Consider the following 25317-nt stretch of genomic DNA (forward strand, 5'->3'; position numbering starts at 1 on the left):
GGAGGAAATCACATGAACAAGGTCGGTATCGGCATCATCGGCTGCGGCAACATCTCCAGCGCCTATCTCAAGGCAATGGCGTCGTTTCCCATTCTCGATATTCGCGGACTGGCGGATATGAACGAGGAGGCCGCGAAGGCGCGGGCGGACGAATTTGGCCTTCAGGCAAAAAGCATCGACGCATTGCTGGCCGATCCCTCCGTGGAAATCATCGTCAACCTGACGATCCCCAAGGCGCATGTGGAGGTGGGTCTGCGCGCGCTCGAGGCTGGCAAACACGCCTATTCGGAAAAACCGCTCGGCATCAATTTCGCGGAAGGCAAACGCCTTGCGGATGCGGCAAAGGCGAAGGGCCTGCGCATCGGCTCGGCCCCGGACACTTTCCTCGGTGGCGGCCACCAGACCGCGCGCCGGCTGATCGACGAGGGTGTGCTGGGTCAGCCCGTCGGCGGAACTGCCACCTTCATGTGCCCCGGCCATGAGCGCTGGCATCCCAACCCCGCCTTTTATTACGAAGTCGGCGGCGGGCCGATGCTGGATATGGGACCCTATTACATCACCGATCTCGTCAACCTGTTCGGCCCGGTCGCCAAGGTGGCGGGTTTCGCCTTTGCGCCGCGCAACGAACGCCTCATCACCAGCGAGCCGAAGAACGGCGAGAAAATCCCCGTCCATGTCGCCACGCATGTTTCCGGCGTACTGGCTTTCCAGAATGGAGCCGTGGTGCAGGTGGGCATGAGCTTCGATGTGGCCGGCCACAAACATGTGCCGCTGGAAATCTACGGCACGGAGGGCACGTTGATCGTGCCTGATCCGAACCATTTCGGCGGCGAGGTGCAACTGCTGAAGAAGGGCGGCCAGTTCGAGCCGCAGGCGCTGTCGTCGCCCTATGCCGATGGCAATTACCGCTCCATCGGCGTCGCGGACATGGCCCATGCGATCCGCGAAAACCGCCCGCACCGCGCCAATGGCGATCTTGCCCTGCATGTGCTGGAGGTCATGGAAGCCTTCCAGACGGCATCGGACAGCGGCGCCACCATTTCCATCACCACCGAGGTGGAGCGCCCTGCTCCCCTTGAAACTTCGCTGGTCGACGGCCAGCTCGGCAAATAATCCCGAGGAGGAAATAAATGCGCGAAGCACTCATCGTCTGGGGCGGCTGGAGCGGCCACGAACCGCAGGAATGCGCCACCATCGTCAAGGACATATTGGAAGAGGATGGCTTCAAGGTCTATGTGGAGCACAGCACGGAGGCTTTCGCCGATCCTTCCGTGCATGATCTGAGCCTTGTCGTGCCGATCGTCACCATGTCGAAGATCGAAAAGGAAGAGATCAAGAACCTCACCGCCGCAGTGGAAAACGGCGTCGGCATCGCCGGCTTTCACGGCGGCGCTGGCGACAGTTTCCGTGACTGCGTCGAATACCAGTTCATGATCGGCGGACAATGGGTCGCCCATCCCGGCAATATCATCGACTATCACGTCAACATCACCCGTCCCGATGACCCGCTGATGGAGGGAATTTCCGATTTCCCCTACACGTCGGAGCAATATTACATGCATGTCGACCCCTCCAACGAGGTGCTGGCAACGACAAAATTCACCGGCGACCACGCCTGGTGGATAGACGGCGTGGTGATGCCGGTGGTCTGGAAACGCAAATACGGCAAGGGCCGCGTCTTCTATTCGGCGCTCGGCCATCAGGCCAAGGAATTTTCCGTACCGCAAATGAAGACCATGTTCCGCCGCGGCGCCAACTGGGCGGCGCGATGAGACTATAGGTGGAGGCGGCCAAACAAGGCCGCCTTTTCCTTCATCAACCCCGAACGATCTCTTCCGCAGCCATCGCCGCGCCCAAAACATGGTCATCCGTGCCGTGCAGGCCTGAAAGCAGCAGGCCAACGGGCATTCCCGCCTCACCGGTGCCGCAGGGTATGGAAACGCCGCAGAGATCGAAAAAATTGCCGATCTGGGTGTTGCGCAGGGTCTTTGCATTCATGGCGAAGAAAGCCTCGTCATTCTCGACAAGCGGCGCGACCTTGGGCGCGGCATGCGGCAGTGTCGGCGACACCAGCAACTCGTTCTTGCCGATCATGCCCGAAAAAGCCGCTGTCATGCGTTCGCGCGCCTCGATAATGGCGATGTAATCCGGCATGGAGATATTCGCACCGAGTCTGGTTCGGGCGACCACGCGCGGATCCATGCGCGCGGCATCCGCACCTTCCAGCCGCCCTTTGTGCAGGGCGAAGGCTTCCGCCGTCACCAGCGCACCCTTTTCCTTGATGAGATCGAACAATTGCGAAAAGATCGGAAATTCCTGCCGCCGGACCGAAGCACCGGCGCGGGAAAGGCGTTCCACCGCCTGCTCGAACGCGACGGCGACACCCTCCTCAATGCCGTCGAAAAACACCGTTTCCGGCACGACCAGCGACAGGCCGGACAACGGCGCACGCATCGCATCGGCAGCGGTCTTGCCGCGCATGGCGGCATCCACCCACACGGCGTCCTGCACGGTGCGGGTGAGTGGCCCGAGTGAATCGAGGCTTTTCGAAAGCGGATAAACGCCGCGCATCGAATAACGGCCACGGCTTGCCTTGTAACCCACCACGCCGTTGAAGGCGGCGGGAATGCGCACCGATCCGCCGGTATCCGTACCGATCGCCACCGGAACCAGACCAGCGGCAACCACAACGCCCGCGCCGGAGGAAGAACCGCCCGGCAGCCGATGGCCGTCCGTGGAGGCGGGATTGCGCGGCGTGCCGTAATGCGGGTTGATACCGAGGCCGGAAAAAGCGAATTCGCTCATATTGGTGCGACCGACGCAGACCATTCCAGCCTCCTTCAGCGCTGTTACCACATCCGCGTCACGGGACGCGGGCGCATCGTCCGACAGCACCGTCGATCCGGCGGTGGTCACTGTGCCTTCAAGATCGAAAAGATCTTTCCAGGCCACCGGAATGCCGTCGAGCACGCCACAGGAACGGCCCTCGCGAATGCGTTTCGAGGCACCTTCCGCCTCCGCCATGGCCCGCGCCGCCGTCAGACCGACAAAGATCGCTCCATCTTCCGATTTTCCGATTGCATCGAGCGTCTCCTCCGCCAGCGCGCGCGGATCGAGATGGCCGCTCTGGATGAGAGTGGAAAGCTGCGCGATGTTTTTGCCCGTGTGAGCCATGATATGTTCCTTGAAACCGGTATGTTGCACACAACATGCCGGTTATCGGCCGCTTGGCAAGGCCAATGGCCACAACCTTTACAGCCGGAAACTGGTTTGGGGAGCGCGCAGAGGAGGCCATAAAGCATCTGCGAAGCCGGCGTCTGCCTCCCGTTTCGCACGACCTGATTTTTCAACCTAAGGTATAGGTACGCCGCACCTTATATAAGCGACGACTATAAAAAGACGGATTAATTCTTAATCGCATCTAAACTTTGTTGAATTATTTAGCAGACATCGCTGAAATACATGCCCTATAAAAATTCCATAAAACAATCATAACGCGACATCGCGGGGGAATATCGCGAATGGAAGAGACTGCCTATCGGGGGATAGATAGACAGGTTGAAGCCGGCCAAACGCTTCACTCAACGACGCAGCCGGCAACAGGCCGATTTTCGCGGCGGCGTTCGCTCGCCAGCAAGATAACCATGATATTTCTGGGCGGCGTGATCTTTTCCTACAGCATTGGTGCGCTCGTCGGCTGGTACATGTTCGTTGCCGCCGCCAGCGAGCAATGGCTCAACCAAGCCCGCGTCAATTCGCAGATTGCTAGCGCCACCCTGCGCAGCATCTATACCTATGTCAGCGTCACCGCCGACACGGACGGACAGGTGAACGGCATATTGACCGACAAGCCGATTGGCGACGACGCATCCATTCTCGTTACCGGCTTCAACCCCAGCGACGTTCTCGCCCTCATCGGCGCGCAGACCAAGAACGCCGTTTGGCTTTTCCGTTACGACGAGACCGATTCCGGCTTCCGTCAAATCGCGGCGGCCTTCGACAACGCCACCGACGACGACGAAAAACCGATCGCCACCGATCCCATCTTCTCCAGAGACGCGGTCGCCGCGCGTTTCGCTACCGGCTTTGCGACGATTGGCGATTCCAGTCACTTTATCGGCCTGCTGCCGATCATCAGTACGGAAACGAAAAAACCGATTGGCGCGGTCGCCGTCAGCATCGGCGGTTCGGATGCGCTCTATGGCGCGCAGCGCAAGCTGATCTACAATTCGCTCGTCGCCCTGATCGTGGTTCTGACCGTCACCGGCGTCCTCGTGACGCTGATCGCCAGACACTTTCTGAAACCGGTTCCGGCTCTGGTACAGGCGACACTCAGGATAGCCCGCGAGGAAACCGATGTCGTCACACCGTTTCAGGAGCGACGGGACGAAATCGGCGACATGGCCACCGCCATCGAAACGCTGCGGGAGGCGGTTCTGGAACGCGGACGCCTCCGGCAGATACGCGACATGGCGCAGCAGCTGGAACATATGGCCCATCACGATGCGCTGACCGGACTTCCCAACCGCGTGTTGCTGATGAAGACGCTGGAAAACCGTCTCGAACTTCTTTCCACCTCCGGCCAGCCGTTCAACGTCATGCTGCTCGACCTCGACCGGTTCAAGGCCGTCAACGATACGCTGGGACATGCGGCCGGCGACGCGCTGCTTGTAGCCGTGGCCTCGCGGATTTCCTCCGTGCTCGGTGAAAACGACATGGTAAGCAGGCTCGGCGGCGATGAATTCGCGATCATACAATCGGTGACCGACGATTGTCGGGAGGATGCGGGCGCGCTGGCAAAGCGGGTTGTGCATGCGGTTTCGCGCAGCTTCGGCCTCGAAGGCAGCCATATCAGCGTCGATACCAGCATCGGCATCGCCTGCGCACCCGATCACGGTACTTCCGGCACCCAACTTCTGCAACATGCGGATCTCGGCCTCTACCGGGCGAAATCCATGGGATGTGGCTTCTTCGTCTTTTACGAGCCCGGCATGGACATGGCGGCGCAACATAAGCACGCGCTCGAAATAGACATGAAATCCGCCCTCGAAAACCACGAATTCGAACTGCATTACCAGCCTGTGGTCAACTTGCAGAGCGGCCGCATCGTCGCTTACGAGGCCCTTGCCCGCTGGCGGCACAGCAAGCTCGGCATCATCACGCCGGACCGTTTCATCTCGCTTGCCGAAGAAAACAATTTCATCAAGCCTTTGGGCGAATGGGTTCTGGCGCAGGCCTGCATGGACGCCATGACCTGGCCGAAGGATATCCGGCTCGCCGTCAATCTTTCCGCCGTGCAGCTTTACAATGACGATATTGTTCCGATCGTCGGCAAGGCGCTTGAAACATCCGGCTTTCCGGCAGAGCGACTGGAACTGGAAGTGACCGAAACCGCGATGCTGGAACGCGACAGCAGCGCCAGGGCTCTGAAATTACTGAAGGAAAGAGGCGTCCGCCTCGTACTCGACGATTTCGGCACCGGTTATGCCGGCTTGAGCACGCTGACCCATGTTGCCTTCGACAAGATCAAGATCGACCGTGAATTCGTTTCCGGCCTGCCGGAAAACCCGATGTGCTCGGCTATCGTCAATACCATCATCGACATGGCGGAACAGATCGGCCTGAAGGTCACCGCCGAAGGCGTGGAAAACAAGGAACAGGTCGAGGCGCTGAAGCTTTCCGGATGCGACGAGGCGCAGGGTTATTATTTCGCCGAGCCGGCGCCGCTTGCCCGGATATTCAAGAACCGTACCGTCATCGCTCAGACCGGAAACGAGGAGCAGTCGCCTCACGACGCCGGTCTACCGATGCAGGAAACCTATTATCCGCCACAAAAAGCGATTTGAGAAACCGGCCCGCCAGCCAAGAGGACATAAAATGCGTATTTCAGTATTTTGCCTTTTCCTCACATGCTTTGTCCCCGCCACCGCGTTGCAGGCCGCCGGCGAAAGCGACACGCTTCGGCAGATCGCCAAGACCGCAAAAATCCGCATCGGTTATCGTGAAGCCGAGCCGCCCTTTTCCTACCAGCTGCCGGACGGGGAAGTCACAGGTTTCTCAACCGATCTCTGTCATGCGATCAGCGAGGATATCCGCAAGCAGCTGAAGCTCGACAAACTCGACATCGAATATGTGAAAGCCACGCCCGCGACCCGCTTCATTCTCGTGCGCAGCGGCAAGATCGATATCGAATGCGCGGCGACGACCAACAACACCGAACGCCGGAAAATGGTGGATTTCTCCTATCCGAATTTCATGACCGCGACGCAGTTCCTCTCGCGCAAGCAGGACAATCTGAAAAGCCTTGCCGATCTGGCCGGAAGGTCGGTCACATCCGCCTCGGGCACGGTCAACATCGAGCAGCTGAATGCTGTGAACCGGCAAAAGAACCTCAATATTTCGGTGATGCCGACGAAAACCAACGAGGAGGCCTTCGAACTCGTGGTTGCCGGGAAGGCTTCCGCCTTCGTCATGGACGGCATATTGCTGGCGGCGCTGGCGGCGACATCCGAAAATCCTGACCTCTACGCGCTTTCCGACGAAACGCTGAGCGCACCGGAGCCTTACGGCCTGGTTTTCCGGCGCAACGACCCGGCCTTCAAGGCGGCGGTCAACGAAAGCCTGCGGCAGATCTTCACCGGTCCCGCAATTTATGACCTTTATGAAAAATGGTTCACCAAGCCCATTCCACCGAACGGCATGAACCTGAACCTGCCGATGACGACCTCTCTGAAACAAGCCTATGAACATCCAAGCGAATACCGGGACTGAGGGCGTAAAGCCCCCACCATGCCTCTATTTTTATGAAAACGTTTTGACAGATAATTTTGGCTGGAGATGCGCGATGCAGAGATCGACATTGTGGCTCATACTGGGGATTTTAGGTCTTCTGCCCACCATTGCGGCGGCCGACGACACCCAACCGCCTACACTCGAAACCATTGCCCGAACCGGCACCATCCGGCTGGGTTATGCCGACCGCAATCTTCCCTTCTCCTATCTGGGCACAGGCCCGGAGCCGATCGGCTACAGCATCGAGCTGTGTTTGAAGGTGGCGGACTCCATCAAGAAAAAACTGGGTCTGACGGAATTGAAGATCGATTTCGTCAAGCGCACCCCTAGCAACCGCATCACGCTTCTCAATGACGGCACGATCGACATGGAATGCGTGGCGAGCACAAATACGGAGGAAAGGCGCAAGGCCGTCTGGTTTTCCTACAGCCACTTCATCACCGGCACCCGCTATGTCGCGCTGAAATCGAGCGGCATGAACAGCGTCGGCGATCTTGCCGGACGAACCGTGGTGGTGACGACGGGAACCATCAATATCAGCCAGCTGAATGTGCTCAACAGAAAACTGGGACTGAACATCGCCGTTCTGCAAAATGACAGCACCGAGGGCAGTTTCGACATGGTGACGGAAAACCGCGCCTCGGCCTTCGTTATGGACGACATCCTTCTGAGGTCCTTCGTCGCAGAAACCGGCAGGCCGGACGACTATTCCATCTCAAACGAGTACCTCGCGCCGCCGCAGCCCTATGGCCTGATGCTCCGGTACGGCGATACCGACTTCAAAAATACCGTCAACGAAGCGCTGGGGCATATCTATGCAAGCGGTGAAATCGAGAGAATCTACGACAAGTGGTTCAACGCTCCGATTCCGCCGAACGGCATAAACCTCAAGCGCCCGCTTCCCGGCGATCTGGCCGAGGTATTTCGAAAACCCCTCGATACGACGGCCGAATAAAAAAACGCCGCCCGGCAAGGGGCGGCGGCTTTCTTAAAAAACGTCACGCGGCGCGCAGGTCGGCACTCAAGGGGATTTCGACATCGATCTCCAATATGGAGACGTGCTCGTCGCGATCCATCTTCACATGCACCCGGTCGTTGTCGATCTGCACATGTCTGGCGATCACTGCGAGAATTTCTTCCCGGAGGACGGCGACGAGATCGGTTCCCGACGACGCCCTTTCGTGAGCGAGCAGCACCTGCAGGCGCTCACGCGCAAGCGGTGCCGACTTCTGTTTACGGAACAGGGCGAAAATGCTCATGCAGCCCTCCTTGCAAAGATCTTGGAGAAGATACCCCGCTTCTCGCCCGGAATGACCATCGGAATTTCCTCGCCGGCTAGGCGACGGGCAGCATCGAAATAGGCCATGGCCGGCGCGCAACGGGCATCCGCCAGCGTAACCGGCGCGCCGACGTTGGAGGCGCGCAGCACATCCATGCTTTCAGGAATGATGCCGAGCAGCGGGATGGACAGGATTTCCAGAACGTCGTCGACCTTCAGCATGTCGCCGCGCTCGGCGCGGGCCGAATCGTAACGCGTCAGAAGCAGGTGCTTTTCCATGCGTTCGCCGCGTTCGGCCTTCAGCGTCTTGGAATCGAGCAGGCCGATGATGCGGTCGCTGTCGCGCACCGAGGAGACTTCCGGATTGGTGACGACGACGGCCACATCCGCATGGCGCATGGCCAGCGTCGCACCACGTTCGATACCGGCCGGGCTGTCGCAGATCACCCAGTCGAAATGTTTCTTCAACTCGGCAATGACCCACTCGACACCTTCCGGCGTCAGATTGTCCTTGTCTCGCGTCTGCGAGGCGGGCAGCAGGAACAGCGTCTCGAGGCGCTTGTCGCGGATCAGCGCCTGCGTCAGCTTGGCGTCGCCCTGGATGACGTTGACGAGATCGTAAACCACCCGGCGTTCAGCACCCATGACGAGATCGAGGTTACGCAGGCCGACATCGAAATCGACGACCACGACCTTCTGCTTGTTCTGCGCCAGCGCGGCGCCAAGCGCTGCGGTCGAGGTGGTCTTGCCAACCCCGCCCTTGCCGGAAGTAACAACGACTACCTTCCCCATACGGCTCTCCTGTTCCTGTGTTGTTTTCTCTATGTCGTCAGCCAAGTTTTTCGGCCTTTATCGTATCGTTTTCCAGCCACAGCTGAACGGGCTGGCCGCGCAGCTTTTCGTCAATATCCTCGGCGACCTTGTAGACACCGTCTATCGCCAGCAGCTCCGCCTCCAGCTTGCGGCAGAAGATGCGCGCCGAAACATTGCCGAGCGAACCGGCCATGGCACGGCCGCGTAACGCCCCGTAAATATGTACCGAACCGCCCGCGATGATTTCCGCACCCGAGGCGACCGAACCGATGACGGTCACATCGCCTTCGGGAAACATGATCGACTGGCCCGAGCGTACCGGCTCGTTGATGACCAGCGACTGTACGACGGCGCGAACCTCGCTTGACGCACGCGGCTTCTCCTCCGACAATTCGGCGGAAGCGACGGCGACCGGCTCAACCTCGACATCGGAAGCGGGCTTTCCGCCCTTCAGCGATGGCGGCATACCCGGCTCGATCATCGAGGGGCGAACGCCCTCGATCCCCATGATGCCGACATTACGCTCCGTCAGCGCCGCCAGCAGAGCCTTCAGCCCGGCCTTGTCGAGCGACAGATCAGAGGCATCCAGAACCACCGGACGCGACAGGAAGAACCCGGCCGAACGCGCAGCAAGATCATCCAGCCGTTCCAGCCATTGATCGAGCGGAGCTTCAGGGGACAGAACGACCGCGAGGAAGGAGCGGCCTTTGATACGGATCGAACGCTGGTCTGTTAGCACTTTGGTCATCTTGGTAAACAAATCATTGACAATTAGGTACCTCGGATATGGTTAACAAATGGTTAACGACACCCCTAAACCGACGGTTTCGTTAAGGGAATTCCGCCACGAAATTTTTCGTGCAGAACATTCAAAAGTATCGTCTACCTTTTGATTTTACTTATTTTTGTTTATTTTCAAAACTCACAATAGCAGATGATCCTTGCTGCAACCTGACGCCCCGCATGGCTTGATGGAGGGGGCCGTCTCCCCGCCTCTTCCTGCCGACTCGCAGGCAGGGCGAACTGACCGATTCCGGAACAATATCCATGGCTGACCGACAGGCCGCCGTTTGGCGGAAAAACGATTCCGTTATGCCTGCCGATACTATAGACACGAGACAGCCCCATACATCCAACGGAAGAATGCAATGCACAGCAAAGTCCCACCGACCTTTTCTCGCGAGTATGCCGCCTTCCTGTTCGACATGGATGGAACGCTGCTGAATTCTATTGCGGTGGTAGAGCGGGTCTGGCGCGAATGGGCTGTGGATAACGGCATAGAGCCAGAGGCCTTCCTGCAGCGCATCCACGGCATGCGCGCGTCGGAAGTGGTGCGTCGCGAGGCGGTTCCGGGCCTCAATGTCGAGGAACAGGCAGATATGCTGCTGCAAAAAGAAATGAACGATGTCGACGGCATTCTCCAGATCCCGCAGACAGCCGCCTTTCTTGAAAAATTGCCGGTCGGAAAATGGGCCATCGTCACCTCCGCGGCCCGCGCACTCGCCGAACGGCGGCTGGCCGCAGCCGGCCTTACACCGCCTGCGGTGATGATCTGCGCCGAAGACGTGGTGAATGGCAAGCCGGATCCCGAGGGATACAAAAAAGCGGCGGAAAAACTTGGCGTCGCGCCTGAAGACTGCGTCGTGTTCGAGGATGCGCCCGCCGGCATTCAGGCGGGAGAACGCATGGGCGCGACAGTCGTCGTCATCAACGCCACCCATTCGCACCCCATCGAAACACCGCATCTTTCCATCGGTGGGTACGATGAGCTGGAGGTTACCATCGGCAGCGATGGCGGCTTAAAGCTCGCATATGACAAAGGCTGAAACATCAATGAGGCAGCAGACGGAACAATGATTTCGTGTGCAAGCCAAACGGTATGCCATACGCTTTTCCGCCAATCCCGGATTGACAGCACCGCATAAATGCTTCCTAATAAAATTGGTAAGACAATCTTACCGCTTGCGCGATGGGAGGAGACCTTCGCGCTGGGAGGATATCATGTTTGTGGCTCTGGAGCCGCGCCGCCTTTATCGGCTGGTCGCGGAACAAATTCGCTTGCTCATAGAGAGCGGGGAACTGGTGGATGGCCAGCGCCTGCCGGCGGAACGCGACCTTGCGGAACGCTTCGGCGTATCCCGCCCGACGGTGCGGGAAGCCCTGATCGTTCTGGAAGTGGAAGGCCACATCCATATCCGCATGGGTTCCGGCGTCTACGTGAATGCGTCCCGCAAGGCAGATAAGGAAAAGCCGCCGGTACCGGACGCTCACGGTCCATTCGAAATCCTGCAGGCGCGCTGCATCATCGAAAGCGCAATTGCAGAGGAAGCAGCGCGGCTTGCCACGCCCGCATGCATCGCCAGGCTGGACGATATCATCGAACGCATGGCCTGTGCGCTCGACAACTCGCCGCAGGCCCTCAACCTCGACCGCGCCTTCCACACCGCCATCGCCGATATCATCGGCAACTCGGCGCTGAACCGTTTCACCGGCCTGATCTACGACGAGCGCAGCCTTTCGCCCTATTTCGAGAAGCTAGCCAGCTATTTCGAGGGACCACACACATGGATCCTTGCCGTTCAGGAACACCGGTTGATCCGCAACGCGATCGCCGCGAATGATCCGGAAGGCGCGCGTGAAGCGATGCGGCAGCATCTGACGCTGTCGCAAAAGAGATTTTCCGAGAGTTTCGGGGAGGAACCGATCGGAGAGGAGTGACCGCCGCCAAGACCGGCGACGGGGAAATACTGAAATCTGTCTTTAATTCGGGAGGAATTAAGAATGAAAATCAGATTGTCGACTTTGATGGGCGCGACAGCCGCAGTTCTGCTTTCGGCTCTGGCGGCCCAGGCGCAAACCGCGCTCAAATGGGCGCATGTCTACGAAACATCCGAACCGTTCCATACGGATTCGGTCTGGGCGGCGGAAGAGATCGCCAAGCGCACCGATGGCCGCTACAAGGTGGATGTTTTCCCTGCCTCGCAGCTCGGCAAGGAAGCGGATATCAACCAGGGCCTTAAGCTTGGCACGGTGGATATCATCATCTCCGGCTCAAGTTTCGCCGCGCGGGATCACAAGCCGATCGGCGTTACCTACTTTCCCTATATCTTCCGTGATCCGAGCCATTTGATCGCCTACACCAAAAGCGATGTCTTCAAGAAGCTTGCACAGGGCTACGAGGAAAAGACAGGCAACCATATCGTCGCCGTCAGCTATTACGGAACGCGCCATACGACCTCCAACAAGCCGATTGAGAAATGCGCCGACATGGCCGGCCTGAAAATGCGCGTACCCGATGTTCCGGCCTATCTCGCCATGCCGCGCGCCTGCGGCGCCAACACGACGCCCATCGCCTTTGCCGAAGTCTATCTTGCGCTTCAAAACGGCACCGTCGAGGCCCAGGAAAACCCGCTGACGACAATAGAGGCGAAGAAATTCTTCGAGGTTCAGAAGAACATCGTTCTGACGGGCCACATCGTTGACCATCTCAACACACTTGTTTCCAAAACCCGCTGGGCCAGCCTGTCGGACGAGGACAAAAAAATCTTCACCGAAGTGATGCAGGAGGCGGCGGCCCGCACAACGAAGACGATCGAAGCTCGTGAAAAGGCTCTGGTCGACGAGTTCAAATCCAAGGGCATCACCGTGGCGGAAGTCGACAAGGCAGACTTCGAGAAGAACGTCATCGACAAGGTGAAGCTTGAAGACTTCGGCTACGAAAAAGCCGACTGGGACGCTATCCGCGCCATCAAGTAACGCGTGAAGCTGTCCCGGCGCTATCCGGCGCCGGGACAGCTCAACCGAGACCCTCGGACTGGAGTTCCCGCCAATGACCGATCCTCACAACGCGCCCATCAGCGTGGAAGAAATGGCGCATGCCTTCGAAGAAGACACCGGCCCCGTCGATCTTTCGCCCTATGCGGTGGAAGACTGGATAACCCTTGCCGTGTTCTGGGGCATGGGTCTGAGCGTCTTCCTGCAATTCTTCACCCGTTACGTGTTGAACGACAGTTTCGCCTGGACGGAAGAAATCGCCGCCAATTGCCTCGTCGTCGTTGTCTTTCTCGGCTCTGTCATGTGCGTGCGCATGTTTCGGCATATTCACGTCGACCTGATCTATCGCTTCGTGCCGAAACCCGTCGGACGGCTTCTGGAACTGATCGTTGACCTCATCACCATCGGTTTCTTCGCTTACATCACCTGGCTGATGTGGCGTTATCTGGAAATCGTCGGCGATGAGCGCATGGTCACCGTCGACCTGCCGCGCGGCATTGTCTTCTACACCGTTTTCGCCGCTTTCGCGCTGATGTTCCTTCGTGCACTGCACAATTTCATCAAGGATCTCACCGGCAAGCAAACCGTGCGTGAAAAGGCTCAGGAAGCCGTAAACACACAGGGAATCTAGACCATGCTTTTGCTCATCGGCTCCTTTCTTCTGCTTCTTATCATCGGCACGCCGGTGGCCGTTTCCATGGCCGTCAGCTCGCTTCTTTATCTCATCATCTACAACGTCGCGCCCGATATCATCGCCGCGCAGCGCATGATTGCCGGCGTAGAAAGCTTTCCGCTTATCGCCGTTCCGTTTTTCATCCTTGCCGGGAATCTGATGAACATTGCCGGCGTCACAAGCCGCATCTACCGTTTCGCGCTTGCGCTCGTCGGCTGGATGAAAGGCGGTCTCGCCCAGGTCAACATCATCGGCTCGGTGGTTTTTTCCGGCATGTCGGGAACCGCGCTCGCGGACGCCGCAGGCATCGGCACCATCGAAATCAAGGCCATGAAGGATCACGGTTATCCTGTCGAGGCGGCCGTCGGCGTCACGGCAGCTTCGGCGACGCTCGGCCCGATCTTCCCGCCATCTCTGCCCTTCGTGATCTACGGCATGATGGCCAACGCGTCGATCGGCGCGCTGTTTATGGCGGGCATCATACCAGGCGTCGTCATGACCGTGCTGATGATGGTGACGGTCTATATTTTCGCAAAACGCAAGGGCTGGGGCTCCGACACGCCCTTCGAGCTGAAGCAGCTGCTTTCAGCAGCGCTGGAAATAGTGATCGTCTTCAGTTTCCCCGTCGCTGTCTATCTGATGATCCTTGCCGGCGTCTCGCTCAATGTCGCGGTCCTTGTCGGCCTCGCGGTGCTTGTCGCACTCGACTGGTATTATGATTTCTCGGCCGTGATGGCGTTGATGACGCCGGTTCTTCTGATCGGCGGCATGACGATGGGCTGGTTTACACCGACCGAAGCAGCCGTCGCCGCAGTGCTTTGGTCGCTTTTCCTCGGCTTGGTTCGCTACCGCACCATGACGTTCAGGACATTGGCCAAAGCCAGCTTCGACACGATAGAAACGACGGCGTCCGTTCTTTTCATCGTGACAGCGGCATCGATCTTTGCATGGTTGCTGACGGTCAGTCAGGCGGCTCAGCTGTTCTCCGACTTCATGTTCGCGATGACGGATAACTGGTGGACCTTCCTCATCATCGTCAACATCCTGCTTCTGATTGTCGGCGCGTTTCTGGACACCATTGCCGCCATCAGCATTCTTGTTCCTATCCTGATGCCGGTTGCCGCCCGATACGGCATTGACCCTGTCCATCTCGGCCTGATTGTGACGCTCAACCTGATGATCGGCCTTTTGACCCCGCCTGTCGGCATGGTGCTGTTCGTCCTGTCGCGTATTTCGAAAATGTCGGTGGAGCGAACCACGCTCGCCATCCTGCCCTGGATGATCCCGCTTTTCGTGGCTCTGGCGCTGATCACCTTCATACCCGCGATCACGCTCTGGCTGCCCACCCAGCTCGGCCTTATCCGCTGACCGAAAAGAACCTGCGCGACCCCGGCGTCGCGCAGTTCTCCAACAGGAATGCAAATGAAAGGACCCCGTCATGCAGACACGCGTGGCACGTTTATACGGCGCTAAGGACATCCGCGTCGAAACGCAGGACCTTGCCGCCCCCGGTCCCGGCGAAGTGCTGCTTACCATGGCGGCGGGCGGCATTTGCGGCTCCGATCTTCATTATTATCAGGATGGCGGTTTCGGTCCCGTCCGGGTGCGCGAGCCCATCATCTGCGGCCACGAGGCATCCGGGCATGTGCGGGCACTGGGGGAAGGCGTCAGCGGGCTTACTATCGGCCAGCTCGTCGCCGTCAATCCCTCGCAGCCCTGTGGCCATTGCCACTTTTGCCTGAAGGGCCAGCCGATCCATTGCCTCGAAATGCGCTTCATGGGCAGCGCCATGCGCCTGCCGCACGAACAGGGAATGTTCCGCGACCGGCTCATCGTGCCGGTGACACAGTGCTCGGCTTTCAAAGAGGGTACGTCGCCAGCCGAGGCCGCCTGCACCGAGCCGCTCGCGGTTTGCCTGCATGCCGTCGCCCAGGCGGGAAACCTTGAGGGCGCAAAGGTGCTGGTGACAGGTGCAGGGCCTATCGGCCTCCTGACCATCGCCGCTGCCCGCCATGCTGGCGCGGACATCATCGTCGCGACGGATCTGACCGACGCCGCGCTGGAGCGGGCGCCCGCCATGGGAGCCGACCGCACGATCAATGTCGCCAAAGACGCCGAAGCGCTTCTGCCCTATCAGGACAATAAGGGTTATTTCGACGTCATTTTCGATTGCTCCGCCGCAGCGCCGGCGCTCCGCACGGCATTTGCCTGCGTGCGACCGCGCGGCACCATCGTGCAGGTGGGCGTCACCGGAGACATCACCATTCCGCTCAACGCGCTGGTCGGCAAGGAAATCCTCTGGCGCGGCTCGCAACGTTTCCACGAGGAGTTCGCCATTGCTGCAGGGCTGATTTCCACGCGGGAGATCGACGTGCGGCCGATCATTTCCCACAGCTTCCCGCTTTCCGAGGCGAAAGCCGCATTCGAACAGGCGGGAGACCGCTCCGCCGCCTGCAAGGTACAACTGACATTCTCCACAGAATGATATTTGAGGATTAAAGATGAGACACACATGGCGCTGGTTCGGTCCGGTGGACAAGGTCACGGTTCAGGATGCGGCTCAGGCGGGAGCGGAAGGCATCGTCAGCGCGCTGCACCACATCGCAACTGGTGATGTGTGGCCGGTGGATGAAATCGCCAAACGACATGAAGCGATCAAGGCCGGTGGACTTTATTGGGACGTTGTCGAAAGCGTACCGGTTTCCGAAGAGATCAAGACGCAGACGGGCGACTGGAAAAACCATATCGCCAACTGGCAGGAAACGCTACGCCGCCTCTCCGCCTCCGGCATCCGCACCGTCTGCTATAATTTCATGCCGGTGCTGGACTGGACCCGTACCGACCTGCGCTGGGAAACAAAGCACGGCGCAAAAGCGATGCGTTTCGACCTCACCGATTTCGCAGCCTTCGATATTAACATTCTGAAACGCCCCAACGCGAAAACCGATTATCCCGACTGGCTGATAGAGGCTGCGGCAAAACGTTTCGCCGAAATGCCGGACACGAAAATCGCCGCACTCGGGCGCAATATCGGCGCGGGCCTGCCCGGCTCGGCGGATGGTTACACGCTCGACCAGCTTCTGGAAAAACTCCGCTCCTACCATGGTATCAACCGTGAGAGGCTGCAGCAAAACCTGATCGATTTTCTCTCGGAGGTCACACCCATTGCCGAGGAAGTCGGCATCAACATATGCGCCCACGGCGACGATCCGCCGTGGCCGCTGCTCGGCCTGCCGCGTATCCTCTCAACTGAGGCAGACTACGCCCATATGTTGTCGCAGGTCGATAGCCGCGCCAATGGCGTGACGCTGTGCACCGGTTCGCTCGGTGCGCGGGCCGACAATGACCTGCCCTTCGTCGCCAGCCGTTTTGCCGATCGCATCCACTTTGTGCATCTGCGTAATGTGACGCGCGACACCGATACCGTGCCCTGCTCCTTCTTCGAGGACGAACATCTGGAAGGCGGAACGGATATGGTGGCCGTTATTGCCGCCCTTCTGTCGGAAGAAGCCAAGCGCCGCGCTGAAGGACGTGAAGACCACACCATTCCAATGCGGCCCGATCATGGCCAGGAAATCCTTGATGACCTGACGCGCGGGGCGCAACCCGGTTATCCCGCTATCGGCCGCCTGAAAGGGCTCGCTGAACTGCGCGGTATCGAGCGCACGCTGTCGCATGGCCGTTTCGGATTGGCGAAGCAGGCGCATTGAGCGGAAATATTGGCCGCCGGCAGCTCCTCAACTTGCGGCCAATCGCGTCCTGAACACGAGATATGAACAGGCGGCAAGCCCGCCAGCGATGGCACCTGCGGCTTTCACCACCGCATCCATCATATGCGGATGCCGCGTCGGCGACAGAAATTGCAGCGCCTCGATGCCGAAAGCGGCCGCGACACCCGCCGCTATGACGGCAAGCCAGTAACGCGGATAGGCCACCACAAAGGCGGCAGAACAAAAGGCAAAAGCGGCGGCGCGGTCCAGACCGACCGTGGTCAGCGTGTGGGGCCGAAGTCCGATCGGGCAAACCGTGACAATCACGATCAGCAAAAAAATTGACCAAGCGACGTATTTCGGAAATCTGTTTGTCATCATGGCGTCACAATAGAGCGCCGTGCGCGTAAACGGAAGATCGTCTTTTTCTTTCACCGCCCAATAAATCACACTTTTTGGACGGATACTGCACAAACCGGCTTTCGCTGACGCCCTACTCGGGCTAAGGCAGAGGGCGACCGGACAAGGATCGCGGCTGATGGCCATGAGGCTGTCGCCCTTCGGTCCGGTTTTACGGTATCGGGTGGATTTTCCACACAGGATCAGATTTTTCAGGGAAGAGCACAATGAGTTTCAAGCCGCACGGCAAACATCTGGTTGCAGGAGAATGGGTCGCTACGGATGCGAAATTCCGCAGTGAGCCTGCACATGGCGAAGCTTTCGATTTTTCGGTCGGCACCGTCGATCTGGTGAATGCGGCCGCAGAAGCAGCCGAAGAAGCCTTCTGGAGCTATGGTTACACCACCCGCGAAGAGCGCGCTGCATTCCTCGACACCATCGCCGATGAAATCGAGGCCCGCGCCGACGCCATCACGGAAATCGGCTCGTCCGAAACCGGCCTGCCCGCAGGACGCCTGCAGGGTGAGCGCGGCCGCACCACCGGCCAGCTTCGCCTGTTCGCATCGCATATCCGCAAGGGCGACTATCTCGACCGCCGCCACGACGAAGCGCTGCCGGATCGCCAACCGCTGCCGCGCCCGGATATCCGTCTGATGCAGCGCCCGATCGGCCCTGTCGCAGTGTTCGGCGCTTCCAACTTTCCGCTTGCCTTCTCGACCGCCGGTGGTGACACCGCCGCCGCTCTCGCAGCTGGCTGCCCGGTTGTCGTCAAGGGCCATTCGGCCCATCCCGGCACCGGTGAAATCATTGCCGAAGCGGTTCTCGCCGCCGTCAAGAAGCACAATCTGCATCCCGGCGTCTTCTCGCTGATCCAGGGCGGCCGCCGCGATGTCGGCTCCGCGCTCGTCCAGCATCCGCGTATCAAGGCAGTCGGCTTCACCGGCTCGCTCGCCGGTGGCCGCGCGCTGTTCGATCTCTGCGCCCAGCGCCCCGAGCCGATCCCGTTCTTCGGCGAACTCGGTTCCGTAAACCCGATGTTCCTGCTGCCGGAAGCCGTTTCCGCGCGCGGTGAAGCCATCGCCAAGGGCTGGGCCGGTTCGCTCACCATGGGTGCCGGCCAGTTTTGCACCAATCCCGGCATCGCCGTCGTTCTTGCTTCGCAGGCGGATGCAGTGGCGGAAACTGCCCGTGCAGCTCTTTCCGAAGTCGGCCCGCAGGTGATGCTGACCGACGGCATCGCCTCAGCCTATCGTGACGGTCGTGACCGCATCGCCGCCGGTAGCGGCGTGCGCGACGTGCTGACCACAAGCTGCGACCTGCGCAATGCGACACCCTATCTGTTCCGCGTTTCCGGTAAGGACTGGGTTGCGAACCACGCGCTTTCCGAAGAGGTCTTCGGACCGCTCGGCCTGATCGTGACGGTCGACAGCGCCGAGGAAATGATCGAAGTCGCAAAGAGCTTCGAAGGCCAGCTGACGGCGACCATGCATCTCGACGCCGGCGACGCCGAACTCGGCCGCAAGCTTCTGCCGATCCTCGAGCGCAAGGCTGGCCGCGTTCTCGCCAACGGGTTCCCGACCGGCGTAGAAGTCTCCGAAGCCATGGTGCACGGCGGCCCTTATCCGGCCTCGACGAATTTCGGCGCAACCTCGGTCGGCACAATGTCGATCCGCCGCTTCACGCGCCCGGTTTCCTACCAGAACATTCCTTCGGACGTTCTGCCGCAGGATATCCGCTGATCAAAAAATGGGAGGGCGCTCACGCGCCCTCTCATTCATTGAATAAAACCAGGGCTCAGGCCGACTGGATGGCCTGTATCTTCTCGACGCCGCCGACCGTGCCGGCGAAATCCTGCCAGACACCCTGCGCGCCCTTGCGCCATTCATCCAACGCTTCCGGCTGCAACACCTTGCCGCCCTTCGAGACCGCAAGCTCCACCGATTTCGCCTCATCCTCAACGATCAGCTGGTTGAAATAGAGCGCGCCTTCGCTGGAAGCCTCCGAGAGAACCTTCTTCTCCTCATCGTCAAGCTGGTTCCAGAAAGCCGCACCGTAATAAACCACGCCAGAGGCCCAGATATGGCCGGTTTCGGTCATGTAGGGCACAACCTCGTAAAGCTTGAACCCGGCATAGGCCGACTTGGTCAGATCCATGGCGTCGGCCACGCCGGTTGACAGCGCATTATAGGTCTCGGTGATCGGAATACCAACCGGCGTGGTGCCGAAGGCGCTCCACAGCTTGGTATGTAGCGGGCTCTGAATGACGCGGATCTTCTTGCCTTCCAGTTGCTCCGGCCGGGTCACCGGCTCCTTGGTCAGGAGATGGCGCGCGCCGTAATTGATGAAGTCCACGGCAACGAACTGCTGCGCGCCAAGCTTGGTCTTCAGCTCGCTGCCGGTCTCGCCCGTCACCACTTTGCGCACATGGTCGGCATCGCGGAACAGGAAAGGCAGATCGAGGATTTGCAATTCCGGAACCCAGCCGGAGAGCGAGGAGACCGTGGAAAGGCTCGCCTGAACCGATCCGAGACGGATGTTTTCCGCCACTTCCTTTTCACCGCCCAGCGCACCGCTTTTGACAATGTTGAAACGGAAACGGCCGGGCAGCTTCGCCTCCACCAGCTCGCTGATCTTCACCCAGATTTTCGTCTCCGGCTTGTCGTCGGCAAACAGCGAGGCGACCGTAATGTTACGGGTCCTGGCGTTTGCGGTGCGGACGAAGGCGGGCGCGGCAAGTGCCGCTGCGCCTGCTGCGGAGAGCTTCAGGAGATTGCGACGATCGATAATAGTCATGAATAAAACCCCGAATTTAGAAGACAATGGCCCAGGCGCACAGAATGGCGAGGGAAACGAGAAGGGATAAGAGATAGGGAACGACGGCCTGGAAAAGCGCAGTCGCCGGAATGCGGGTGACGCCGCTGACCACGAAGATCAGCATGCCGAGCGGCGGCGTCAGGCCATGGATCATCAGATTGACCACCAGAATGACGCCGAAATGGATCGGATCGATACCTGCGGCAACGGCTGCTGGCAGCAGGATCGGTCCGAACAGCAGGATGGCCGCACCGATATCCAGCACCAGCCCGACCGCGAGCAGGATGAGATTGGAGAGCAGAAGCACCGCAATCTTGCTGCCGCCAAGCAGGGTGACGAAGTCCGTGACGAGGCCTGAAACATTGTCTACCGCGAGCAGGAAGGCGAAGGGACCCGCCGTGCCGATCAGAAGGCCGATGGCCGCCGCCTCCCCGGCCGATTGCCGGAAGGTTGCGAAAATACGGCCCGCTCCCAGCCGGTAACCGAAACCGAGAAGCAGCGTATAAAGCGCAGCAAGTGCGGCGGCTTCCGTGGTGGTGACGACGCCGATGCGGATGCCGACCACCACGATGACGCCGAGACCGAACGCGGGAATGGCCGCCACGGCCGAACGCCAGCGTTCGCTACCCGTGGCGCGCGGCAGCGTATCAACGCTGCGCACGCTCAAATGGATCGCCACCGCAAGGCAGATCGCCATCAGCCCGCCGGCGAAGAAGCCGCCGACCAGCAGCGAACCGACTGACAGATTGGTGGCCGTTGCAAGGATCAGGAAAGCGATGGAGGGCGGGATGACGTTGTCGAGCACCGACGTGGCGGCAATGATCGCACCCGCCTGTGCCGGCGGATATCCGTGTTTCACCAGTTCCGGCTGGAAGGTGGAGGCACCGAAGGCGGCGTTGGCGACCGAGGAACCGGATGCGCCAGAAAACAGCACGCTGGTCAACAGCGTCGTTTGCGCCAGTCCCGCCCGGCGATGCCCGACCATCGAAGCTGCGAACCGGACCAGCTGGTTGGCGACGCCCGATTCCGTCAGCAGGCTTCCGGCCAGCAGGAAGAAGGGGATGGCGAGCAACAGGAATTTCGACATGCCTGTTACCGTCGAGGACACGATGGCCGGCTCCGGCAAGGTGCTGCCGAAGGCGATCGCCACATAGGCCGCAGCGAGAAAGGCATGGGCGAGCGGTGCCGCCAGCACCAGCCCCACCGCCGCCGTCAGCGCCAGAAACAGGCTGGGCGGCAGGCTGGTATCGACGAAGACTTCCGGCAGGCCGACATAGGCCAGAATTGCGATGGCGAGAGACGCGAGAACGGCAAGCGCCTTGCCTTCACTGACACGTTGAAGCGACAGGTAAAGAAGGATCAGCGCACCGCCGGCACCCAGAAAGCCGAAACGCACCCATTCCGGCAGACCAAGTGTCGGAGAGGTGCCGCCCAGCATCGCCGCGATTTCAACCCCGCCGAAGGCGAGGATGAGCGCCGCGACGAAGGAGAAGGCATCGGCCAGAACTTCGGTTGCGGCATGAAACCGCTCAGGCAAAAACCGCACGAAAACATCGAGCCGCATGGCCAGCGCGCTTTTGAGGCTGAGCGGCGCGCCAACCGCGATCATGGCCACATGCAGCCAGATACCGAGGTCTTCCGCGCCGATGAAGCCGGTGTGAAACAGATAACGCAGGGCGACATTGACCAGCACCACCACAAGAAGCGTGGCAAGGATGGCAGCGGCGACCGCGCCGAGCGCCTTGTCGAGAAGGGCAAGCGCCCGCTCCGCCACGCGCTGCGAGCCGATGCGCCGTTGTGCAATTGTTGTTGCCGGACTTGCCGTCATGTCTTTTTTCTCCACTCCCGGGCCATGCTCAGGATGCCTTGGCCGAGAGGTCGCGGTCGAACAAAGTCGACCAGGTGAATTGTTTTGCCGCTGACACCTCCCGCGATACATCGAGACGCGGCAGGACCTTTTCGCCGAAGCGGAATGCCTCTTCCAGCAACGGCATACCGGACAGAATAAAGGTATTCACGCCCGCCTTTTTATAGGCCTCCAGCGTGCGGATGACTGTATCGGGCGAACCGACGATGGCGGTTCCCGGTCCCGGCCGGACGAGGCCGATGCCGGCCCAGAGGTTGGGCGCAATTTCGAGATCACGCAGGTTCTCCGGTTTCTGCCCGCCATGCATCGCCGTCATGCGCTGCTGGCCGACGGAATCCGTCTTGCCAACGAAACGCTGGTTGGCGGCAATGGCACGCTCGTCCATGCGCCCGTAAAGATCGGCGGCGGCAGCCCATGCCTCTTCATCCGTATCACGCACAATAACATAGAGGCGAATGCCATATTCCAGTTCGCGGCCGAGTTTCTCCGCCCGCGCCTTGACGAGATCGACCTTCGCCCCGATCTGATCGGGCGTTTCGCCCCAGGAAAGATAGGTCTCGACATGTTTGGCCGCAACGTCGATCGCCCTTTCCGAAGAGCCGCCGAACCACAGAGGCGGCGGCTCTATGCCCTGCCCTACCGGCAGCGCGAGCTTTGCGCCTTCCGTCTGGAAATGCCGGCCCTTGAAATCGACCGTCTCACCGGCAAAAAGACGGTGCCATATCTGCAGATATTCATCCGCCATATCATAACGCTCGTCATGTGGCATGGTCATGCCGTAAGCGCCGAGCATCTTGGCATCACCCGAAACGACATTGATCAGCAGGCGTCCGCGCGAAAATTCCTGAAGCGTCGCCGCCATCTTGGCGAGCAGCGTCGGTGCGATAAGCCCTGGATGAATGGCGACCAGAAGCTTCAGCCGCTCGGTATAGGAGAGCAGCGCGCCCGCCAGAACCCAGACGTCATGCGCGCCAGTGGCAAACAATGCGCCGGTGTAACCAAGCTGGTCGTAAGCAAGCGCCAGCTGCTTGTAATAACCGAGATCGACCTTGCGGGATCCTTCCGGTTGCCAGGGATAGGCGCCATCGGGTGCGCACATGTACCAGAAAACGTTCATCTGTCGCCTCCCGCGCTGGCTGATTGTGCGGCCGGGCTTTGCCCGGTCAGAACCGGTAAAGAGAAATGGCCGTGCCTGTAAAGCGTATCAGCCTCCTCCTGCTGTTCGGCAAGGATATTTTCGGCGGCGGGCACTACCGAAAGATCGCGTGAGCGAAGCACCTTTGCCCATGACTGCGCGTCGCCCTCGCTGCCCGGCTCGGCAGCGAGAAGGGCTGCGGCCTTGTCTATATCCGCCATGACGGCGCGGCCGACGCGGTCCAGTTCGGCGGCAATCGCCTGCCTCGTCTCAAGTGTTATATTGTGACGCGCAAGTGTCCAGAACAGCGAGCGGTTGGGAATGGTGGAGCCGCAACGGACGAGAAGGCTTATCTCGTCATGGGTAAGGGCTTTTTCCAGCCGTGGCGACATCGTCACCCAGGCGTCGACGCGGCCTTCCACGAGATCGCGCAGGCTATCGCTGTCACCGCTTTCGATGCGTGTCACATCCGCAAGACCAAGCCCCGCTCCTTCCAGGCTTCGCGCCAGAAGATAGGTGTGAAACGATCCGTCGATCAGCGATATGCGCTTTCCCTCGAGATCGGCGGCGGAGCGGATCGGACTATCCCGCCGCACGAGGATCGCGCCATTTGCAGGCCTCGGGGTCGAGGCGGCGATATAGACTACGGAAAGCCCACGCGCATCCGCTTCGATGGGTGGCGTCGAACCCGTGCCGCCGAAATGAATGTCGCCCTTCTCCAGAAGCGCCGCCGTATCGCGCCCTTCACGATAGGGCACGAATTCCGGATCGAATTCCTCAAAGGCGCCGGGCCAGAGCCGGGCGAGCCGCAAATGCAGATTGTTGGGATGGACCCCGATTTTCATGTCGACACCTCATTTCGCAATCAATCTACTTTTTTATAGAGTGTTTTCGAGGAACGTTTTGGCGATCCTTCACCGGAATGCGAAAGAGAAATCTACCAATCCTGTAGATTTTAAAAAATGCTCGATCCAGCCAAAGTGGAATCTCACCAAGCCATTGAAATTTATCGCCAGACAATTTACTTTTTTATAGTTTGAAAAAATGGGCCTGTAATCGTGACGAAACCGGTTTCCAATCTCATCTGCCGCAGCGTGGTGGAAGCGAGCGAACTTTTGAAGCTTCTCGCCAATGCCAATCGCCTGGCCATCGTCTGTTATCTCATGGAAACAGAAGCCTCCGTTTCCGCGCTGGAATATGAACTCGGCATCCAGCAGCCAACGCTTTCCCAGCAGCTTGCCGAATTGCGCGACGCGGGTGTGATCGAAGGCTCGCGCGAAGGTAAGCAGGTGATCTACCGCGTCACCGATCCGCGCATCATCCAGCTGGTTCTGACATTGCGTGGTCTTTATACGGACCTTGCCGACGTGACCGGCAAGAAAGGCAGGCGCGCTTTGCCCTTAGATGAGGCGATGTTCGATTAACATGATCGACCTCTACACCTGGATCACTCCGAACGGCCTTAAAATCTCGATTGCGCTGGAAGAACTCGGCCTGCCCTATGTCAGCCACACCATCGACATCGAAAAGGGCGAACAATTCTCAGCCGACTATAGCAGCATCAATCCCGGCTCGAAAATCCCGGCGATCGCCGATCGTGATAACGGAACCGTTCTGACGGAATCGAACGCGATCCTGATCTATCTCGCTGAAAAGACGGGCCAGCTCATGCCCGCCTCCGCCGCCGCACGGCTGACAGTCGTCGAATGGCTGATGTGGCAGGCCGGCAATTTCGGCCCGACACTCGGCTATGCCCATTATTTCCTGACCTACAATGCCGGACAGGCCCCCTTTGCCGAGACGCGTTTCGCATCGGATACCGAGCGCCTCTACCGCACATTGAACGAGCGGCTGACGGGCCGGGAATTCATCGCCGGAGATTTCTCCATAGCCGATATCGCCATCTGGCCATGGGTCTCGCGTTTCGCACGCCACAAAATCGACCTCGACGATTTTCCGGCAGTACAGCAATGGTATCGCCAGCTCGGACAACGCGAAACCTTCCGGCGCGGTTACCGCGTGCCTTTCGCGACCTCTGACGTACCGGGTCTTTAATCTGCT

General features: G+C 59.6%; 24 protein-coding genes. 15 read left to right on the top strand and 9 right to left on the bottom strand.

Annotation, left to right across the window (positions count from 1 at the left end):
- The first annotated feature begins 12 nt into the window (after positions 1–12).
- Positions 13–1113, top strand: a complete 1101-nt coding sequence (locus RS75_RS15190) for a Gfo/Idh/MocA family protein (protein ID WP_045021872.1) — start codon at positions 13–15, stop codon at positions 1111–1113.
- Between the two features lie 17 nt (positions 1114–1130).
- Positions 1131–1772, top strand: coding sequence for a ThuA domain-containing protein (locus tag RS75_RS15195; protein ID WP_003510737.1), 642 nt, complete (start codon positions 1131–1133; stop codon positions 1770–1772).
- A gap of 43 nt (positions 1773–1815) precedes the next feature.
- Here the strand turns inward: RS75_RS15195 and RS75_RS15200 are convergent, their stop codons facing one another.
- Positions 1816–3174, bottom strand: a complete 1359-nt coding sequence (locus RS75_RS15200) for an amidase (protein ID WP_045021873.1) — start codon at positions 3172–3174, stop codon at positions 1816–1818.
- Between the two features lie 347 nt (positions 3175–3521).
- Here RS75_RS15200 and RS75_RS15205 point away from each other — a divergent pair, with 347 nt between their 5' ends.
- The 3 genes from RS75_RS15205 (at position 3522) to RS75_RS15215 (ending at position 7747) form a co-directional block, all read left to right on the top strand.
- On the top strand, positions 3522–5846 hold the full coding sequence (locus RS75_RS15205) for an EAL domain-containing protein (RefSeq protein ID WP_045021874.1): 2325 nt from the start codon (positions 3522–3524) through the stop codon (positions 5844–5846).
- Positions 5847–5877: 31 nt separating this feature from the next.
- Complete coding sequence (locus RS75_RS15210) at positions 5878–6771, top strand: amino acid ABC transporter substrate-binding protein (RefSeq protein WP_045021875.1); 894 nt, start codon at positions 5878–5880, stop codon at positions 6769–6771.
- A gap of 73 nt (positions 6772–6844) precedes the next feature.
- Positions 6845–7747: an amino acid ABC transporter substrate-binding protein gene (locus RS75_RS15215; RefSeq protein WP_045021876.1), complete on the top strand. Its 903-nt coding sequence runs from the start codon at positions 6845–6847 to the stop codon at positions 7745–7747.
- A gap of 43 nt (positions 7748–7790) precedes the next feature.
- Here RS75_RS15215 and minE read toward each other — a convergent pair whose 3' ends face one another.
- The 3 genes from minE to minC are packed head-to-tail and all read right to left on the bottom strand — an operon-like array spanning position 7791 to position 9632.
- A complete protein-coding gene (gene minE, locus RS75_RS15220) occupies positions 7791–8051 on the bottom strand; it encodes a cell division topological specificity factor MinE (RefSeq protein WP_045021877.1) in 261 nt (86 codons plus the stop codon).
- A complete protein-coding gene (gene minD, locus RS75_RS15225) occupies positions 8048–8863 on the bottom strand; it encodes a septum site-determining protein MinD (RefSeq protein ID WP_045021878.1) in 816 nt (271 codons plus the stop codon). Before minD ends, minE begins: the two co-directional genes overlap by 4 nt.
- A gap of 37 nt (positions 8864–8900) precedes the next feature.
- On the bottom strand, positions 8901–9632 hold the full coding sequence (minC, locus tag RS75_RS15230) for a septum site-determining protein MinC (protein WP_045021879.1): 732 nt from the start codon (positions 9630–9632) through the stop codon (positions 8901–8903).
- A gap of 400 nt (positions 9633–10032) precedes the next feature.
- Between minC and RS75_RS15235 the strand changes: the two genes are divergently transcribed.
- The 7 genes from RS75_RS15235 (at position 10033) to uxuA (ending at position 17041) form a co-directional block, all read left to right on the top strand.
- Positions 10033–10710 carry an HAD family hydrolase gene (locus RS75_RS15235; protein WP_045021880.1) on the top strand — a complete coding sequence of 226 codons (678 nt, stop codon included), beginning with the start codon at positions 10033–10035 and terminating at the stop codon, positions 10708–10710.
- A gap of 175 nt (positions 10711–10885) precedes the next feature.
- Positions 10886–11602: a FadR/GntR family transcriptional regulator gene (locus tag RS75_RS15240; protein WP_045021881.1), complete on the top strand. Its 717-nt coding sequence runs from the start codon at positions 10886–10888 to the stop codon at positions 11600–11602.
- Between the two features lie 63 nt (positions 11603–11665).
- Positions 11666–12640, top strand: coding sequence for a sialic acid TRAP transporter substrate-binding protein SiaP (locus tag RS75_RS15245; RefSeq protein ID WP_045021882.1), 975 nt, complete (start codon positions 11666–11668; stop codon positions 12638–12640).
- A gap of 73 nt (positions 12641–12713) precedes the next feature.
- Positions 12714–13289, top strand: a complete 576-nt coding sequence (locus RS75_RS15250) for a TRAP transporter small permease (RefSeq protein WP_045021883.1) — start codon at positions 12714–12716, stop codon at positions 13287–13289.
- Between the two features lie 3 nt (positions 13290–13292).
- Complete coding sequence (locus tag RS75_RS15255) at positions 13293–14699, top strand: TRAP transporter large permease (protein WP_045021884.1); 1407 nt, start codon at positions 13293–13295, stop codon at positions 14697–14699.
- Between the two features lie 70 nt (positions 14700–14769).
- Positions 14770–15816: an L-idonate 5-dehydrogenase gene (locus RS75_RS15260; protein ID WP_045021885.1), complete on the top strand. Its 1047-nt coding sequence runs from the start codon at positions 14770–14772 to the stop codon at positions 15814–15816.
- A gap of 16 nt (positions 15817–15832) precedes the next feature.
- Entirely contained in the window at positions 15833–17041 is a 1209-nt protein-coding gene (gene uxuA, locus RS75_RS15265) for a mannonate dehydratase (protein WP_045021886.1), read from the top strand.
- Positions 17042–17068: 27 nt separating this feature from the next.
- Here uxuA and RS75_RS15270 read toward each other — a convergent pair whose 3' ends face one another.
- Positions 17069–17422 carry a hypothetical protein gene (locus tag RS75_RS15270; protein ID WP_045021922.1) on the bottom strand — a complete coding sequence of 118 codons (354 nt, stop codon included), beginning with the start codon at positions 17420–17422 and terminating at the stop codon, positions 17069–17071.
- Positions 17423–17667: 245 nt separating this feature from the next.
- Between RS75_RS15270 and RS75_RS15275 the strand changes: the two genes are divergently transcribed.
- The gene (locus RS75_RS15275) at positions 17668–19179 is read left to right on the top strand and encodes an aldehyde dehydrogenase (NADP(+)) (RefSeq protein ID WP_045021887.1); all 1512 of its coding nucleotides are present in this window, start codon (positions 17668–17670) and stop codon (positions 19177–19179) included.
- Between the two features lie 55 nt (positions 19180–19234).
- Here RS75_RS15275 and RS75_RS15280 read toward each other — a convergent pair whose 3' ends face one another.
- From RS75_RS15280 to RS75_RS15295, 4 genes are read right to left on the bottom strand one after another with little or no spacing between them, the layout of a single operon-like run.
- Positions 19235–20233 carry a TRAP transporter substrate-binding protein gene (locus tag RS75_RS15280; protein WP_045021888.1) on the bottom strand — a complete coding sequence of 333 codons (999 nt, stop codon included), beginning with the start codon at positions 20231–20233 and terminating at the stop codon, positions 19235–19237.
- A 16-nt stretch (positions 20234–20249) separates the two neighbouring features.
- Positions 20250–22082 (bottom strand): TRAP transporter large permease, encoded by a 1833-nt coding sequence (locus RS75_RS15285; protein WP_045021889.1) that lies wholly within the window; start codon positions 22080–22082, stop codon positions 20250–20252.
- A gap of 28 nt (positions 22083–22110) precedes the next feature.
- Positions 22111–23238 carry an LLM class flavin-dependent oxidoreductase gene (locus RS75_RS15290; protein ID WP_045021890.1) on the bottom strand — a complete coding sequence of 376 codons (1128 nt, stop codon included), beginning with the start codon at positions 23236–23238 and terminating at the stop codon, positions 22111–22113.
- A complete protein-coding gene (locus tag RS75_RS15295) occupies positions 23235–24101 on the bottom strand; it encodes an ABC transporter substrate-binding protein (protein WP_045021891.1) in 867 nt (288 codons plus the stop codon). Before RS75_RS15295 ends, RS75_RS15290 begins: the two co-directional genes overlap by 4 nt.
- Positions 24102–24314: 213 nt before the next feature.
- Between RS75_RS15295 and RS75_RS15300 the strand changes: the two genes are divergently transcribed.
- Together RS75_RS15300 and RS75_RS15305 are read left to right on the top strand one after the other, a co-directional pair.
- Positions 24315–24680, top strand: a complete 366-nt coding sequence (locus RS75_RS15300; RefSeq protein ID WP_045021892.1) for an ArsR/SmtB family transcription factor — start codon at positions 24315–24317, stop codon at positions 24678–24680.
- Between the two features lies 1 nt (position 24681).
- Complete coding sequence (locus RS75_RS15305; RefSeq protein WP_045021893.1) at positions 24682–25311, top strand: glutathione S-transferase family protein; 630 nt, start codon at positions 24682–24684, stop codon at positions 25309–25311.
- The last annotated feature ends 6 nt before the right edge of the window (positions 25312–25317 follow it).

The organism is Rhizobium nepotum 39/7 (assembly GCF_000949865.1).
Lineage (GTDB): Bacteria > Pseudomonadota > Alphaproteobacteria > Rhizobiales > Rhizobiaceae > Agrobacterium > Agrobacterium nepotum.

Excerpts from the sequence above, each read along its gene's own strand:
- RS75_RS15195 (WP_003510737.1), top strand. The coding sequence starts at position 1,131 with ATGCGCGAAGCACTCATCGTCTGGGGCGGCTGGAGCGGCCACGAACCG.
- RS75_RS15285 (WP_045021889.1), bottom strand. The coding sequence starts at position 22,082 with ATGACGGCAAGTCCGGCAACAACAATTGCACAACGGCGCATCGGCTCG.
- RS75_RS15200 (WP_045021873.1), bottom strand. The coding sequence starts at position 3,174 with ATGGCTCACACGGGCAAAAACATCGCGCAGCTTTCCACTCTCATCCAG.
- RS75_RS15215 (WP_045021876.1), top strand. The coding sequence starts at position 6,845 with ATGCAGAGATCGACATTGTGGCTCATACTGGGGATTTTAGGTCTTCTG.
- RS75_RS15240 (WP_045021881.1), top strand. The coding sequence starts at position 10,886 with ATGTTTGTGGCTCTGGAGCCGCGCCGCCTTTATCGGCTGGTCGCGGAA.
- RS75_RS15290 (WP_045021890.1), bottom strand. The coding sequence starts at position 23,238 with ATGAACGTTTTCTGGTACATGTGCGCACCCGATGGCGCCTATCCCTGG.
- RS75_RS15210 (WP_045021875.1), top strand. The coding sequence starts at position 5,878 with ATGCGTATTTCAGTATTTTGCCTTTTCCTCACATGCTTTGTCCCCGCC.
- RS75_RS15270 (WP_045021922.1), bottom strand. The coding sequence starts at position 17,422 with ATGATGACAAACAGATTTCCGAAATACGTCGCTTGGTCAATTTTTTTG.
- RS75_RS15245 (WP_045021882.1), top strand. The coding sequence starts at position 11,666 with ATGAAAATCAGATTGTCGACTTTGATGGGCGCGACAGCCGCAGTTCTG.
- RS75_RS15205 (WP_045021874.1), top strand. The coding sequence starts at position 3,522 with ATGGAAGAGACTGCCTATCGGGGGATAGATAGACAGGTTGAAGCCGGC.
- RS75_RS15260 (WP_045021885.1), top strand. The coding sequence starts at position 14,770 with ATGCAGACACGCGTGGCACGTTTATACGGCGCTAAGGACATCCGCGTC.
- RS75_RS15295 (WP_045021891.1), bottom strand. The coding sequence starts at position 24,101 with ATGAAAATCGGGGTCCATCCCAACAATCTGCATTTGCGGCTCGCCCGG.
- RS75_RS15275 (WP_045021887.1), top strand. The coding sequence starts at position 17,668 with ATGAGTTTCAAGCCGCACGGCAAACATCTGGTTGCAGGAGAATGGGTC.
- uxuA (WP_045021886.1), top strand. The coding sequence starts at position 15,833 with ATGAGACACACATGGCGCTGGTTCGGTCCGGTGGACAAGGTCACGGTT.
- minE (WP_045021877.1), bottom strand. The coding sequence starts at position 8,051 with ATGAGCATTTTCGCCCTGTTCCGTAAACAGAAGTCGGCACCGCTTGCG.
- RS75_RS15235 (WP_045021880.1), top strand. The coding sequence starts at position 10,033 with ATGCACAGCAAAGTCCCACCGACCTTTTCTCGCGAGTATGCCGCCTTC.
- minD (WP_045021878.1), bottom strand. The coding sequence starts at position 8,863 with ATGGGGAAGGTAGTCGTTGTTACTTCCGGCAAGGGCGGGGTTGGCAAG.
- RS75_RS15190 (WP_045021872.1), top strand. The coding sequence starts at position 13 with ATGAACAAGGTCGGTATCGGCATCATCGGCTGCGGCAACATCTCCAGC.
- RS75_RS15305 (WP_045021893.1), top strand. The coding sequence starts at position 24,682 with ATGATCGACCTCTACACCTGGATCACTCCGAACGGCCTTAAAATCTCG.
- RS75_RS15255 (WP_045021884.1), top strand. The coding sequence starts at position 13,293 with ATGCTTTTGCTCATCGGCTCCTTTCTTCTGCTTCTTATCATCGGCACG.
- RS75_RS15250 (WP_045021883.1), top strand. The coding sequence starts at position 12,714 with ATGACCGATCCTCACAACGCGCCCATCAGCGTGGAAGAAATGGCGCAT.
- minC (WP_045021879.1), bottom strand. The coding sequence starts at position 9,632 with ATGACCAAAGTGCTAACAGACCAGCGTTCGATCCGTATCAAAGGCCGC.
- RS75_RS15280 (WP_045021888.1), bottom strand. The coding sequence starts at position 20,233 with ATGACTATTATCGATCGTCGCAATCTCCTGAAGCTCTCCGCAGCAGGC.